The 14,809-nt window shown below is 72.1% G+C and carries 11 protein-coding genes and 1 pseudogene; 5 read left to right on the top strand and 7 right to left on the bottom strand.

The genetic code is table 11. The features are described 5' to 3' along the window. Position 1: 1 nt before the first annotated feature. The gene (locus LO772_RS06105) at positions 2 to 1,198 is read right to left on the bottom strand and encodes a helix-turn-helix domain-containing protein (protein ID WP_231777338.1); all 1,197 of its coding nucleotides are present in this window, start codon (positions 1,196 to 1,198) and stop codon (positions 2 to 4) included. 110 nt (positions 1,199 to 1,308) lie between these two features. Here LO772_RS06105 and LO772_RS06100 point away from each other — a divergent pair, with 110 nt between their 5' ends. Beyond that, the gene (locus tag LO772_RS06100; RefSeq protein ID WP_231777337.1) at positions 1,309 to 1,785 is read left to right on the top strand and encodes a hypothetical protein; all 477 of its coding nucleotides are present in this window, start codon (positions 1,309 to 1,311) and stop codon (positions 1,783 to 1,785) included. 63 nt (positions 1,786 to 1,848) lie between these two features. On the opposite strand, the pseudogene LO772_RS06095 reads toward LO772_RS06100, so the two are convergent. From LO772_RS06095 to LO772_RS06075, 5 genes and pseudogenes are all read right to left on the bottom strand, one after another. Continuing rightward, positions 1,849 to 3,051: pseudogene (locus tag LO772_RS06095) on the bottom strand (CaiB/BaiF CoA transferase family protein). A gap of 17 nt (positions 3,052 to 3,068) precedes the next feature. Beyond that, positions 3,069 to 3,929 carry an NAD(P)-dependent oxidoreductase gene (locus LO772_RS06090; RefSeq protein WP_231777336.1) on the bottom strand — a complete coding sequence of 287 codons (861 nt, stop codon included), beginning with the start codon at positions 3,927 to 3,929 and terminating at the stop codon, positions 3,069 to 3,071. Beyond that, positions 3,926 to 4,309, bottom strand: coding sequence for a carboxymuconolactone decarboxylase family protein (locus LO772_RS06085; protein ID WP_231777335.1), 384 nt, complete (start codon positions 4,307 to 4,309; stop codon positions 3,926 to 3,928). Before LO772_RS06085 ends, LO772_RS06090 begins: the two co-directional genes overlap by 4 nt. Positions 4,310 to 4,326: 17 nt before the next feature. Continuing rightward, a complete protein-coding gene (locus tag LO772_RS06080) occupies positions 4,327 to 5,748 on the bottom strand; it encodes an aldehyde dehydrogenase family protein (protein ID WP_231777334.1) in 1,422 nt (473 codons plus the stop codon). A 367-nt stretch (positions 5,749 to 6,115) separates the two neighbouring features. After that, positions 6,116 to 7,552 (bottom strand): aldehyde dehydrogenase family protein, encoded by a 1,437-nt coding sequence (locus LO772_RS06075; RefSeq protein ID WP_231777333.1) that lies wholly within the window; start codon positions 7,550 to 7,552, stop codon positions 6,116 to 6,118. 530 nt (positions 7,553 to 8,082) lie between these two features. Here LO772_RS06075 and LO772_RS06070 point away from each other — a divergent pair. Then, positions 8,083 to 10,182, top strand: coding sequence for an ATP-binding SpoIIE family protein phosphatase (locus tag LO772_RS06070; protein WP_231777332.1), 2,100 nt, complete (start codon positions 8,083 to 8,085; stop codon positions 10,180 to 10,182). Here LO772_RS06070 and LO772_RS06065 read toward each other — a convergent pair. Then, positions 10,164 to 12,122, bottom strand: coding sequence for a helix-turn-helix domain-containing protein (locus tag LO772_RS06065; protein WP_231777331.1), 1,959 nt, complete (start codon positions 12,120 to 12,122; stop codon positions 10,164 to 10,166). The two genes, LO772_RS06070 and LO772_RS06065, sit on opposite strands and share 19 nt — an antisense overlap. Before the next feature lie 199 nt (positions 12,123 to 12,321). Here LO772_RS06065 and LO772_RS06060 point away from each other — a divergent pair, with 199 nt between their 5' ends. The 3 genes from LO772_RS06060 (at position 12,322) to LO772_RS06050 (ending at position 14,626) form a co-directional block, all read left to right on the top strand. Next, positions 12,322 to 13,095 carry a CoA transferase subunit A gene (locus LO772_RS06060; RefSeq protein ID WP_231777330.1) on the top strand — a complete coding sequence of 258 codons (774 nt, stop codon included), beginning with the start codon at positions 12,322 to 12,324 and terminating at the stop codon, positions 13,093 to 13,095. Next, entirely contained in the window at positions 13,096 to 13,743 is a 648-nt protein-coding gene (locus LO772_RS06055) for a 3-oxoacid CoA-transferase subunit B (RefSeq protein WP_231777329.1), read from the top strand. It abuts the gene before it with no gap. Between the two features lie 385 nt (positions 13,744 to 14,128). Next, complete coding sequence (locus LO772_RS06050; RefSeq protein ID WP_231777328.1) at positions 14,129 to 14,626, top strand: hypothetical protein; 498 nt, start codon at positions 14,129 to 14,131, stop codon at positions 14,624 to 14,626. The last annotated feature ends 183 nt before the right edge of the window (positions 14,627 to 14,809 follow it).

Here is a 14,809-nt window from a genome sequence, read left to right as displayed (position 1 = left end):
GTTACACGCCGACCCACCGCGCGTACTCGGAGAGCGCTCCGCTGCGCACCCGCTCGCGTCGCTTCAGCGCGAGCACCGTCTCCCGAACCGTCGGGTGGTAGCGCGTTTGCTGAGGCGCGACCCTGCGTGCTCGTTCCAGTGACCGCAACGACTCCGCCGCGTGCCCGGCCCAAAGTTGTGCTCGTCCCAAGTCCATCCAGTGATGAGCCGCCCTCGACCGAGACCAGCCCTGGGGGATCCGCACATCTCGGGCGAAGCGGATCGCCTCGTCCCACTGGTCCAATTCGCACGCGATGGCCACCGCATGCACGCCGACATTCGGTGGCCCCCAGGTCAGCCCGTAATCGGCCAGCTCGCCTGTGGCCGACGCAAGCGTCCGGGCCTCCGTGAGACGGGCCTTCGCCGCGTCGACGTCTTTTGCCCGGCCGGCCAGTACGGCCGCGCGGAGGTGGAGGCTTCCCTGCAATGCCAGCACGCCTTCAGGGCGACGCGCATCCTGCCCGCCCAGGTCACGTAGCGCCCGGTCGACAACCCGCAAGCCGACGTCGTACCGGCCCGACGACAGTACGGTCTGAGCCCGGAGGTACGCGTGCATCGCCGTGAGGCCGGGCTCGTCGGCGTGCGGTGCGGCAAGGGCGATGCGGTCGAGGGCGACCGTGGCCAGGTCGAGGTAACCGAAGTTCCAGGCGAGGGTGAAGACACACCGGAAGGCACCGGCGATGGATTCGTATGCCTGACGCTGGTCTTCACCCGACGTGGTGTGGATCGCGTGGACCAACTCGTCGATCACTCCGGGCAGATCGCGTGCCATCGGCATGTAGTCGGCTTCTCGCCGCTGCGTGAGCAGCAGCCGCACGTCTGCGGTGATTTCCCCGATTCGGCGGGGCCGGGGGTGGTCGTCGTGGGGAACGTCCCAGTTCTCCATGCCCACCCGGATCGGCTGGATGAGAGCGTCGAGGCGGTCGCGACGCAACTCGTCCGTGTACGGCTGGCCGAGGAGGTCGGACGTGGTCACACCGAGCGCGCGTGCACACGCGGCGATCAACGCGGGCGACGCCGGCCGGTGCCCGGCCTCGACCTTGGACAGCAGTGACTTGGAGACATTGGCGCGCATGGCGAGTCCCTGCTGGAGCAGATCCCGCTGCTTCCTGAACCGGGCAATGCGCGCACCCACGTGGTGTGTCGAATCCGCGCTCATGTGACCCATGCTGGTCTCCGTCCAACGTCGACGCTTGGAACGGTATCGCTCTCGATGGCCGGGAACGGTCGGGTTTCGAGTGATCGTTCGCGCTGCGTTTGAGGAGCATCATGCGTGTAGGCATCACTGGTCATCGCGGGCTCGGTGGCGATGTCGCCGCCTTTGTCAGGAAAGAACTCGCTGACGTGGCGGCGACGTACGATCCGGCCGAACTCGTCGCTGTCTCCTGTATCGCCGATGGGCCGGATACCTGGTGGCCTGACGCGGTCTTGGCTCGACGTGGGCGGATTGAAGTGGTCATCCCCGCAGAGCGATACCGCGCGGGGCTGCCTGACGCGCATTATGCGGACTACGACCGTCTTCTCGCCGCAGCCACCGACACCCACTACACCGGTATCACCGACTCGACGGAACAGGCTCACATGGCCGGAAGCGAAATTCTGGTCGGCTTGGTCGACGAACTGCTCGCCGTCTGGGATGGGCAGCCTGCACGCGGTTACGGCGGTACCGCCGACGTAGTCGCGTACGCGGAGCGGGTGGGGGTTCCTGTCCGCGTCATCTGGCCTGATGGTGTGACGCGTGACTGACCGCGCGAGGAGGCGGGCGTTCGGTGACGAACGCCCGCTGCGCCTTGGGGTTTTGACTGGTCGTTAACCGAGTGGCGGGGTGATGCCCTGGTCGGCCAGCGCCTCGCGTTCCTCGGGGGTCAGGCCGGCCTCGGCCAGGACTTCGTGGGTGTGGGCGCCGATGTCGGGGCCGGCCCAGCGGATGTGGCCCGGGGTGCGGGAGAGGCGGGGGACGACGCCGGGCATGGGGACGTCGCGGCCGAGGACGGCGTCGTGGACGCGTTGGATCATGCCGCGGGCCGCGTATTGCGGGTCGTCGAGCATGTCGGGGGCGCGGTAGATGAGGCCGTGGGGGACGGCGGCTTCGGCGAGGGCCGTGCCGATCGTGTCGAAGTCGAGGGTGCTGGTCCAGGAGGCGACCAAGGCGTCGACTTCGTCCATGCGGGCGCCGCGGGCCACGTGGGTGGCGTGGCGCTCGTCGGCGGCCAGTTCGGGGCGGCCCATGGCGGTGGCGAGGCGGGTGAAGATCGGGTCCGAGTTGGCGGCGATCATCACCATGCGGCCGTCGGCTGTGGGGTACGCGTTGGAGGGGGCGACGCCGGGGAGGCCGCCGCCGGAGCGGGAGCGTACGTAGCCCGTCAACTCGTAGTCGGAGACGAGGGATTCGGTCAGGGCGAAGACCGCTTCGTACAACGCGACGTCCACGACCTGGCCGCGGCCGTCGCGTTCGACCTGCCGCAGGGCGGCGACCGTGCCGAACGCCGCGAACAGGCCCGCCAGTTGGTCGCCGAGCGACAGCGCGGCGCGGGCCGGGGGGGCGGTCGGCGGAGCCGGTCAGCTCCCGCAGGCCGCCCATGGCCTCGCCGATGCTTGCCGAAGCCCGGGTCGCTCGCGCGGGCCCGTCTGGCCGAAGCCGGAGACGCGCGTCATCACCAGACGCGGGTTCTCGGCACTCAACTCCTCGTAGCCCAGGCCCCATTGCTCCAGCCGCCCCGGAGTGAAGTTCTCCATGACGACGTCGCAGCCCAGCGCGAGGCGGCGGGCCACCGCGCGGCCCTCGGGGCGGCGCAGGTCGATCGCGGCGAGGCGCTTGCCGCGGGCCAGGGCCGACCACCACACGCTGCGGCCGTCGACCATGGTCCCCCAGCGCCGCATGGGGTCGCCGTCGCCGGGGCTCTCGATCTTGACGACCTCGGCGCCCATGTCGGCGAGGAGTTGCCCGGCGAACGGTCCCGCGACGAAGCTTCCGAGTTCCAGGACCCGGACGCCCGCCAGGGGACCGTCCACCGGGTCGTGCCCAACGGTCACGAACCCTCGACGAACGGGAAGATCCGTGTGAAGTCGACACCCGGCTCGGCCGCCGCGAAGCGGGCCCAGATCGCCGCGGTGAGTTCGCCGACCTCGGCGGGGGTGCCCTGTTCGCGGACGGAGTCCAGGAAGAGGTTGATGTCCTTCGACATCAGCGAGTTGGCGAAGCCCGACGCGTACGTGCCGGTCAGCACGTGGTTCGGGAACTTGTCGGTGGTCGCGGTGTTGGCGCCGCTGGACGCGCTCATGACGTCGAGCATCGTCTTCAGGTCCAGGCCGACGGACAGGCCGAACGCGATCGCCTCGCTGGTGGCCGCGAGTGCCGTCGCCGAGAGGAAGTTGTTGGCCAGCTTGAGGGCCTGGGCCATCCCCGGCCGGTCGCCGACCCGGCGGTTGCGGTCGCTCAGCCCCGCGAGGACCGCCTCGATGCTCGCGCACGCCTCGTCGGAACCGGCGTACATCACCATGAGGGTGCGGGCCCGCGCCCCGGCTGTTCCGCCGGAGACGGGCGCGTCCACGTAGCCGACGCCGTGCTCGGCGAGCAGCGCCTCGATCCGCCGGGCCGCGCCGACACCCGTGGTCGAGGTGTCGATGATGTGGGCGGTGCGGCGGTCGGCCGCGCCCAGGATCTCGCGGACGACGATCTCCGACACCTTGCCGTCGGGGAGGCTCAGTACGATCACGTCCGCCTGGCGCGCGACGTCGGCGACGTCCGTTCCGGCGACCGCGCCCGCGGGCACCCGGTCGGGCCCGGCCGCGTCGTGGGCGACGACCGAAAGCCCGTGCTTGACCAGGTTGTTCGCCAGCTCACCGCCCATGTTGCCGAGGCCGATGAACCCCACCGTGGGCGCGCTCATGCCTGGTCCCGTTCCGCGCGGTAGGCCTTGAGGACGCGCCGGGCGCTGATGGCCGCGGGCGCGCCGCAGTAGGCGGCGACCTGGAACAGCAGTTCGTCGATCTCCTCGTCGGTGACCCCGGTACGCGGCATCGCCGACGCGTGCAGCTTGAACTCCTCCAGCCGGCCGAGCGCGGCCGTCATGGCGAGCACCAGGAGGCTGCGGTCGCGGGGGCTGAGCGGGCCGCCGCGGGTCCAGACGCCCCAGGCCTGCGTCGTGATGTGGTCCTGGAACTGCTGGGCGACGGGGTCCGTTTCGGCGGTCTGGCTGTCCACGTATTCGTCGCCGAGCATCGCCCGACGCATGGCACGCGCGGCGCGCAACTGCTCGGATTCTTCCATGGTGTATCTCCCGGATATCAGCGGATCGACAGGCTGATGGTCTTGACCTGGGCGTAGTCGTGAAGGGCCTCGATACCCTTCTCGCGCCCGTAGCCGCTCTGCTTGAAACCCCCGAACGGCGTCTCGATGGTGAGTGCGCCGCCGTTCACCGCGACCTGACCGGCGTCGATGCGCTCGGCCAGGCGCAGTCCGCGCGCGACGTCGCCGCTCCAGACACCGGCCACGAGTCCGTACTCGGTGTCGTTGGCGATCGCGAGCGCGTCGGCCTCGTCGGCGAAGGGCATGGTGACCATGACCGGGCCGAAGACCTCCTCGCGCGCGATGCGCAGGTCGGGGCGGACGCCGGCGTAGACGGTCGGGCGCACGTACAGCCCCTTCGCGCCCGGCCCGTCCGCGTAACCGGAACCGCCGGTCACCGGCACCGCGCCCTCGGCTTCCGCCGCCGCGAAGTGGCCGAGCACGCTGTGGAATTGCGCCTCGGTGATGATCGGCCCGAAGTCGACGCCGGGCTCCAGGCGGCCGACCGCGTCGGCGACCCGGGCGACGACCTCGTCGTGCGCCGAGGCCTCGACGAGGAGCCGCGTGGTGGCCGAGCAGACCTGGCCGGAGTTCATCGCGATGGCGGTGACCGCGGCGCCCACCGCGCGGTCGAGGTCGGCGTCGGCGAAGACGACCAGGGGCGACTTGCCGCCGAGTTCGAGCGTCATGGGGATGAGGCGGTCGGCGGCGATGTGCCCGAGGGCGCGCCCGGTGGCCACCGAGCCGGTGAACATGATGCGGCGTACGACGGGGTGCGAGGCGAGCGGGCTGCCCACCTCGGGCCCGGTGCCGGTGACGACGTTCAGCAGGCCGTCGGGCAGCCCGGCCTCGGTCGCGAGGCGGGCGAGCCGCACGGTCGACGCCGACGTCAGCTCGGAGGGCTTGGCCACGACGGCGTTGCCGACCGCGAGCGCGGGGGCGAGCGCCCGGCACGCCTGGTTGAGCGGCAGGTTCCACGGCGTGATCGCCGCGACGACGCCGTACGGTTCGAGGCGCGTGTACGTGTGGTTGTCGTGGCCGAGGTCGATGGTGCGGCCGTGGTGGGTGCGCAGGATGCCCGCGTAGTAGCGGAAGTAGCCCGCGGACATGTCGAGTTCGCTGCGGAGCTGGGCGGGGATCTTGCCCGTGCAGGCGCGTTCCAGCTCCATCAGAGTCTCGGCGTCGGCCTCGATCGCGTCCGCGACGCGGTGCAGCACCGCGGAGCGCTCGGCTCCGGACGCGGCGGCCCACGCGGGCTGCGCCGCGGCGGCGGACGCGACGGCGTGGTCGACGTCGGCCGAGGTCCCGGCGGCGATCTCGTCGCCGGCCTCCCGGGTCGCGGGGTCGAGTGTGGGCAGGTACGCGCCGTTCGCCGGCGGTACGGCCTTGCCCTGGATCCAGTGCTCGTGGCGCGTCGTCATGTCAGGTGTCCGTCCGCCGTTGACGCCGATGATCTGTCCGGTGGGGAGCAGGCTTGGGTTTCGCGGCGGCCACCGGCTGCGCTGTGTCCGCCAGCGCCTCCGCCGCATCCATGGCGGCCACCGACTCCGCTGCGTATGTGGCGGCCACCGACTCCGCTGCATATATGGCGGCCACCGACTCCGCTGTGTTCCACGGCGGCCACCGATTCCGTGCTGGCCGCCATGGTGCTCCCTCCCCGCCGAGAACAAAGATCACAATATCCGAGAATGACGTTATCGAAGCCGGTGTGCGGCGTCGTCGGCAGGTGGCCCGGACCGGGCGCGGCGGGGGCGGGCGCGCGAGGCGTCCGGCCCCGCCGGGGACGCGCTACTTGACCACGGACGCGTACGCCTTCTGCTCCAGGAACTCGTTCAGCCCCGCGACCCCCGCCTCGCGGCCGAGGCCGGACTGCTTGTAGCCGCCGAACGGGATGTCGACGCCGAAGTAGTTGCCGCCGTTGATGCCGAACGTACCGCTGCGGATGCGCCGCGCCACCGCCAGCGCCCGCTCCTCGTCGGCGCTGAAGACACCGCCGGAGAGCCCGAAGATCGTGTTGTTGGCGATGCGTACGGCGTCGTCGTCATCGTCGTAGGCGATGACGGCCAGCACCGGGCCGAACACCTCGTCCTGGGCGATCTCGCTGTTCGGGTCGACGTCGGCGAGCAGCGTCGGGGTGTAGAAGAAGCCCGGGTCGACGCGCTTCCCGCCGGTGACCAGCGTCGCGCCGTCCGCGACGGCCCGCCGCACCATGCCGTCGACCTTGTCGCGCTGCTTCTCGCTGATGAGCGGGCCGACGTACGTCTTCGGGTTGCTCGGGTCGCCCTGCTTGATGCGCTGGAAGCTGTCCGCGACGATCGCGACGATCTCGTCCTGGTGGGCGCGCGGCACCAGCAGCCGGGAGGTGAGCGCGCAGCCCTGCCCCGAGTGCGTGCAGATGGTGAACGCGGTGTGCAGCGCGGCGGCGCGGAAGTCGGCGTCGTCGAGGATGATCGCGGCCGACTTGCCGCCCAGCTCCAGGAACACCTTCTTGATCGTGGGGCTCGCGGCCTCCATGATCCGGCGCCCGGTGGAGGTGGCCCCGGTGAAGGTGATCACGTCGACGTCGGGGTGCTTGGTGAGGACTTCGCCGACCTCCACCTGCGACGACGACAGCACGTTGACGACGCCGGCCGGGATGTCGGTGTGCTCGGCGATCAGCTCGCCGAGCATCAGCGTGGTCAGCGGGGTGTCGGGGGCGCCCTTGAGGACGACCGTGCAGCCCGCGGCGAGCGCCGGGGCGAGCTTGGCGAACGCGAGCTGGTTCGGGAAGTTGTACGGGATGATCGCGGCGACGACGCCCGCGGCGTCCTTCTCGATCCAGCGGCGGTGGCGCTGCCCCATGTACTCCTTCTCGGGCAGCTCCTCGGTCAGCGGGTACGTCTTGAGCAGGTCCGCGTAGTAGCGGAAGAACTCGATCGGCTCGTCGAGCTGCGCGCTATAGGTCAGCTGGCGCGGCGCGCCGACGTCCGCGATCGTCAGCTCGCGCAGTTCCTCGCGGTGCTCGTCGAGGGCGCGGTGCAGTTGCTCCAGGCACCGGACGCGCAGCTCCGTGTTCGTCGCCCAGTCCGTCGTGTCGAAGGCGCGGCGGGCCGCGGCGATCGCGGACTCGGCGTCCGCGGTGGTCGCGTCGGGTGCCTCGCCGAGGACGCCGCCGGTCGCGGGGTTGAGGGTGGGGTAGGTGCGCTCGGCCGCGACGAGTTCACCGTCGATGAGCAGACGCTTCACGCCGACACCGCCTGTCCGCCGGCCGTGGCCGTTTTGCCGTGGAACCGCATCCCAGTCTCCTTGCTCCGGTTGTGACGGAAAGTACATTCTCACTACAGGTAAATCAACTGATCCGAGATGAGAATGACATGCCCCACAACGGGCCCGGTGCTGGTCGTGACGGCCGCCGAGGGGATGCGGCCGAAGCCGTGCGGGAGCGTCCGGCGAGGCCGTGGCCGGCCGTTTCCCGTTGCGCGCGGGGACTATCCCCGAGGTGGGCCCGGGACTTCGGTGGCGAGAATGTCATTCTCACGTATAGAACGACCGTTCCGGTGCCACGGTACGCCGGAATGCGCTCGCGCGGCGCCCGGCGATCCGCGACCGGCCCGGAAGGCACCGGACGCCGCCACCACGGTCACACGCCGTCACGCGCCGCGGCCCGCCCGCGACCGCCTCCGGCACCGCGACCGGCCACCGTGGCCCTTCGCCTGTACCGGCGTGATAATTGAGTCCGTCCGTGTCATCTCTCGGGGAGAGGGCAGGCCCGGTCGATGCGGCCATCCGATGCGGTTCCGATTGACGCGCCGCCGTTCCTGGTCGACGGGAACGACACACCGGCGCTCGTGGTCGACGCGCACGGCACCGTCCTGTCCGGCACCCCCGACGCCCGCGCCTTCCTCGGCCACCGCCTCGACCTGCCGTTCCCCTCGGACAGCGCACTGATCGCCCCGGATGCGTCCCACACCGCCGGAACGTTCTCCGGCGAGACCACACTCCTGACGGCCGCCGGCGCCCCCGAGTGCTACCGCTACACCGCGCGCCTGCTGGCCCCGGTCTCGGACGGCGGCCCCACCTGGCTCGTCCTGCTCGCCCGCACCGACGTCCCCGCGACCGGGCAGGACGCCCGGGACCGCGCCGAACGACGCTCCCGCCTCGCCCACGTCGCGGCGATGAGCATCGGCACGACACTCGACCTGCACGACATGGCCGACCGCCTCGCCCGGCTCCTGGTCCCCGACTTCGCCGACCTCGCCGTCGTCGACATCCCCGTCACCGTGCTGGAGAGCAACGAGCCGCCCCGCGCGCTCATCGAAGGGGTGAGCGGCCTGCGGCGCGTCGCCGTCGTATCCGAGGACGGCCGGGTGCCGCCGGGCTTCGGCGCCGTCGGCGAGATCATGCCGGTGGTCGGCAGCTCCATGCCCCTCGCCCCCGTGAGCGAGGGGAGCGTCGTTCTGGCGTCCGACATGGACGAGCTGCGCGAAGCCCTCCGCGTCAGCCCCGAGGACGCGGTCAAGCTGATCCCGCGCGGGGGCCACGCCATGGTCGCGGCACCCCTCGTCGTCCAGGACCGCATGCTCGGCGTGCTCGCCGCGTGGCGCCTGGGCACCGAAGGCGACTACGACCTGGACGACGCGGAAATGCTCGTCGAGATCACCTCGCGCGGCGCCCTCGGCTTCGACAACGCCCGCCGCTACGCCCGCGAACACCGCACCGCGCTCGCCCTGCAGCGCAGCCTCCTGCCGCCCTTGCTGGCGCACACCCCCGCCGCGCGCACGGCCGGCACGTACGTCCCCGCGCGGGACGAAGCGGGAGTCGGCGGCGACTGGTTCGACGTCCTGCCGCTCTCGTCGCTGCGCACCGGCTTCGTCGTCGGCGACGTCGTCGGCCACGGGCTGGGCTCCACCGTCGCCATGGGACGGCTGCGCACCGCCGTCCAGACCGTCGCCGACCTCGATCTCGAACCCGGCGAACTCCTCGGCCACCTCGACGACCTGGTGGTCAGCCGCTGGCTCGGGCACGACGCGGACACCGGGAGCCCCGACCTCGCCGCCGTCGGCGCGACGGTGCTGTACGCCATCTACGACCCCGTCGACGCCCGGTGCACGATCGCCGCCGCCGGTCACCCCCCGCCCCTGGTCCTGCGCCCCGGCCGCGCACCCGAATTCCTCGAACTCTCCCCGGGGCCACCGCTCGGCGTGGGGGGCATGCCGTTCGAGACCGTCGACATCGAACTGCCGCCCGGCTCGCTGATCGCCTTCTACACCGACGGCCTCGTCGAACGCCGGGGCGGCGACATCGGCGACGGCATGGCCCGGTTCGCCGAGGTCATGGCCCGCCACCGCGACCAGGCCCTGGAGACCATCGGCCCCGAGGTGCTGGCCGAGATGGACCCGCCGCACGACGACGACGTCGCGCTCCTGCTGGCGGCCACCCGCGTACTCCCCGAGGGATCCGTGGCGGAGTGGGAACTCCCCGCGGACCCCTCGGTGGTGAGCCGGGCCCGCGAGCTGACCGCCGAACAGCTCGTCCGCTGGGGCCTGGGCGAACTCGCGTTCACCAGCGAGCTGGTCGTCAGCGAACTCATCACCAACGCCATCCGCTACGGCGGTTCGCCCGTCGGCCTGCGGCTGATCCGCGACGACATCCTGGTCTGCGAGGTGTCCGACCCCAGCAACTCCCAGCCCCGGATGCGGCGTGCCGTCGCGACCGACGAAGGCGGGCGCGGGCTGTTCCTCGTCGCCCAGATGACCTCGCGGTGGGGGAGCCGCTACCGCCGCACCGGCAAGACGATTTGGGCCGAACAAAGCATGGACCCGTCGGAATCACCCTTCGGGGAACGCCTGTTGGACATCTACGACGTCGACCTGTGACGCCCCTCGGCGCCCGGGGCGCCGCGGTCCTCGGGCACCATCGTCCGCAGGTGCAGCGCCAGTCGGATCTGGAGTTCCCGTTCGGGGTCGCGCCAGTTCGGCCCCAGCAGCCCGGCGACGCGTTCGAGGCGCTGCGTCACGGTGTTGATGTGCACGTGCAGCACCTCCCGGGTGCGGGTCAGGCTCCGCCCGCAGGCGAAGTACGCGGCCACCGTCCGGGTCAACTCGGCGCGGCGGTCGCGGTCGTAGTCCAACAGCGGGCCGATGGTGCGGCGCACGAACCCGCCGACGTCCTTCGACCCGGAGAGCAGCAGCCCCATGAAGCCGAGTTCGTCCGCCGACGCGCCCTCCCCGCGACGGCCGAGCGCGTACAACGCGTCCAGGCACCGGCCCGCCTGCGCGTACGCGTCGGCGATCTCGTCCACGCCGCGGGCCGGGCCGGCCGATCCTGCGGTGGCCGTGCGGCCCACCGCCGTTCCCAGCTCGGACACCACGCGCCGCGCGACCTCCGAGGCCCGCGTCCCCGGCAGGAGCAGCACCGTGCGGCCGTCGACGGCGCCCGCGAGCCCCGGGGCGGTCGCGGCCAGGTGCGCGACGGCCGAGGCCAGGCGCGAGCGGTCGGCGTCGGGGACGTCGACCACCACGGCGACATGCGGGCGGGACAGGTCCGCGCCCAGCCGGGCCGCCCGGTCGGCCAACGCGGCCCGGTCGCGCACGTTCCCGCTCAGAATCTCGTGCAACAGCTCGCCGCGCAGGCGGTGTTCGGCCTCGGCCACCGAGCGGCGGAACAACAGCAGCAGCGCGATGATCATCGCCGCGCGCTCCAGGATGCGGGTGTCCGACGCCTCGAAGTCCTTGCGGTCCTCGGCGCCGTGCAGCACCAGCAGCCCCAGCCGCTCCGTCCCGGCGGCGACCGGGACGACGTGCACGCTCCGGACGCGCGCGCCGCGCCCGGACGCACGGGCCTGGGCGCGCGCGGCGGCGAAGTCCGCGGCGAACCCCGGGTCGCCGCGCCCGCCGCCGGGCGCGTCGGCGCCGTCGTCGGCGGTATCGCCGAGCAGCAGCGTCGCGTCGCCGCCCACCACGTCCGCGACCGCCCGGACCACGTCGTCCACCCCCGCACCGGCCAGCACCAGCCCGGTGAACCGGTCGTGGGCCGCGGCGGCCCGCTCGATCGCCGCGTTGTGCTCGCGGGCGCGCGTGTTCGCCTCGGCCAGCTCCGCGAGCGTCGCGCGGGTCTCCTCCAGCAGGTTGGCGGTGTCGATCGCGACGGCGGCGTGCGCCGCGAACGAGGTGAGCAGCGAGACCTCGGTGGGCCGGAACACCCGGGGCCTGCGGTCGGACGCGAACAGCACGCCGATCACGGTGTCGCCGACCCGCAACGGCACCGCCAGCATCGCCACCAGGCCCTCTTCGCGCACCCCCGCGTCGATCACGTGGGTGTGGCGGAAGCGCTCGTCGGCGAAGTAGTCGGAGGTGACGTACGGCGTGCCGAGCGCCGCGACGAGCCCCCCGATGCCCTCGCCGAGCGCGAGCCGAAGCCGCTGGAACCGGGTCGAGATGGACCCGGCCGTGACCCGCAGGTACGTGTCGCCCGCGGCGGGATCGTGCAGCGAGATGTAGGCCGTGTCGGTGTCGAGCAGTGAGCGCGCGCGGTTCACGATCGCCTGGAGCACCAGGTCGGGGTCGCGCAGCGCCGCGAGGTCGCCCGCCGTCCGGTTGAGCGCGGCCAACTCCGCCTCGCGGCGGCGTCGCTCCTGGAGGATGTCGCGCAGCCGCAGCGCGGTCCCCTGCGCCGCCTCGATCTCGGCGAGCAGCGCGGGGCCGGCCCCCTCGGCCCGGGCATCCGCGACGACCCGCTCGAACTCGCTCGCGGGGGCCTCGCGGTGCAGGAGGTCGAGCAGGGTCCGGACGGCGACGACGGCCCTGACAGGGTCCATCGGCTGATTATGCCTCGGGGGGACGCGGCGCGCGCCAGGGCGCCCGGTCGCACGCACGGGCGCCAGTACCGTTCCGCCCCCGTCACACTACGGATCGCGGGGCCCGAAAACCATGTGGCTTTCCACCATGGCGGTGGCCTTGACTATGGAGGAGACACCCATGGAACAGGACGCGTGCGCCACCTAGCGTCAGCCAACCATGGACAAGACTTGGTCATCAGCAGCGGAAGCCGTCGCTGACCTCACCGACGGCGCCTCGGTGGCGGTCGGCGGATTCGGTTTGTGCGGTATCCCCCACGACCTCATCCACGCCGTACTCGCCTCCGGGGTCTCCGGTCTCCGGGTGGTCTCCAACAACTGCGGAGTCGACGACGGCGGACTCGGCCTGCTGCTCGGCGAGAAGCGCATCGCCCGGATGATGTCGAGTTATGTCGGCGAGAACAAGGAGTTCGCCCGCCAGTACCTCGCCGGGGAACTCGAAGTGGAGCTGGTCCCGCAGGGCACGCTCGCCGAGCGGCTGCGGGCCGGCGGCTCCGGGATACCCGCGTTCTACACGCTCGCCGGGGTCGGCACCGCGGTCGCCGACGGCGGCCTGCCGTGGCGGTACGCCGAGGACGGCTCCGTCGCGGTCGCGTCGCCCAAGCGCGAGACGCGCGTCTTCGACGGTGTCGAGCACGTCCTGGAGGAGTCCGTCACCACCGACTTCGCCCTGGTCCGCGCCGCCGTCGGCGACACCCACGGCAACCTGGTCTTCAACGCGTCCGCGCGCAACTTCAACCCGCTGGCGGCGATGGCGGGCCGCGTGACCATCGCCGAGGTCGAACGCCTTGTCCCGGCAGGCGAGTTGGACCCGGACGCGATTCACCTGCCCGGCGTCTTCGTGCAGCGCGTCGTCGCGGTGACCGACCCGACCGTCAAGCGCATCGAGAAGCGCACCGTCTCCACCGTCGCGACGACGCAGGCAGGGATCTGAATGGCACTCACCCGCGAAGGCATGGCGGCCCGCGCCGCGCGCGAGCTGGCGCCCGGCAGCTATGTCAACCTCGGCATCGGCCTGCCCACGCTGATCCCCGACCACCTGCCGCCCGGTGTGGATGTGGTCCTGCAGAGCGAGAACGGTATTCTCGGCGTCGGCCCGTACCCGGCCGAGGACAAGGTCGACCCGGACCTGATCAACGCCGGCAAGGAGACCGTCACGACGAACGCCGGCGCCGCGTTCTTCGACTCGGCCCTGTCGTTCGCGATGATCCGCGGCGGCCACATCGACGCGGCCGTCCTCGGCGGCATGCAGGTGTCGGTCACCGGCGACCTCGCCAACTGGACCGTCCCCGGCAAGATGGTCAAGGGCATGGGCGGCGCGATGGACCTCGTCCACGGCGCCCGCCGCGTCATCGTCCTCATGGAGCACACCACGCGGGACGGCGAATCCAAGATCGTCGACGCGTGCACCCTCCCCCTCACCGGCCGAGGCGTCGTGCACCGCATCATCACCGACCTCGCCGTCATCGACGTCACCCCCACCGGCCTCGAACTGATCGAGACCGCCCCCGACGTGACCGTCGACGAGGTCATCGCCGCCACCGCGGCCCCCCTCCGCGTCGCCCTGACCACGACGGGCTGACCGCGGCTGTTCGACCGGAGCGGAACGCGACCCGTCGACGCGGCGGGTCGCGCGCGGTTTCGGTCGGCGGGTATCGCTCCGTCCGCTCACCTCGCGTCGCCGGAGCGCCTGTTCGTCGTCTCCGCGAGCATCGCGTCGACGAAGAGGCGGAGGCCGTCGGGGGAGCCGTCGCGGGCCGAGAAGGTCGCCCACGGGTCGCCGATGGCGGCCAGGTGGGGGAGGACGGCGGAGTCGAAGGCCTCGCGGTAGGTGGGTTTTGGCGGCTCGGCGGCGCGGCGGGCCGAGCGGGCGCGGACCAGGATCTCGCCGACGGTGTGGTACCAGATGTTGCGGAACGGCTCGACGGACTCCGCGCGTACACCCGTGGTCGTCGGCCCCCGCGACGATGACCTCGACCATCCACAGCGCCGATTCGTCCGGCGGGCCCACGAAGCCGTCGGCGGTGAGCACCTCGGCGGCCCAGGGCCACGCCGCGAGCGCGTCGTGGATCGCGGTGGCGGCCACGATGACGCGGCCCCGGGGGTCGGCGGACAGGTCGGGCCGGTCGAGCTGGTGGTTCGGGCTGTGCCTCGGGCCGGTCGTCTCCACGGCCACGGTCGGTGTCGCCCCCGAGGAGGCCGGCGCCGCGTCCGGCCTGCTCGGCGGCTCGCGCCGGATCGGCGCCGCACTCGGGTTGGCGGTACCCGGCACCGCGGCCCACGACCGTACGGGCGACGCCGTCACCGCCGAGGCCCTGAACGACGGCCACGCCCTCGGCCTGACGCTGCGCGCCGCGCTCCTGCCCGCCGCGGTCGTGGTCGCGCTCGCCGTCCTGCCGCGCACGCGTCCCACCGAGGCGGGCCCCGAACCGGCGGACGCCGAGCGCGAGCCCCGGACGGCGTGATCCGGCACCGCGGTGACCCGCTCAACCGGCCCCCCGTCCCGCCCGCCGTGCCCCGCCCGACCGGGCGCGTAGAGTACGAGAGTCACGTTCGCAATCTCTGAGAACATCGTTACCGAGAAGCCATTGATTTTGGTCTGACCTTTGGTAAGTTGCTTCTCATGATGCGGCGTGGGAGGTGTGTGT

Source organism: Yinghuangia sp. ASG 101, assembly GCF_021165735.1.
Classification (GTDB): domain Bacteria; phylum Actinomycetota; class Actinomycetes; order Streptomycetales; family Streptomycetaceae; genus Yinghuangia.
The sequence above is the reverse complement of the archived record's forward strand: the minus strand, read 5'-3'. Positions and strand labels throughout refer to the sequence as shown.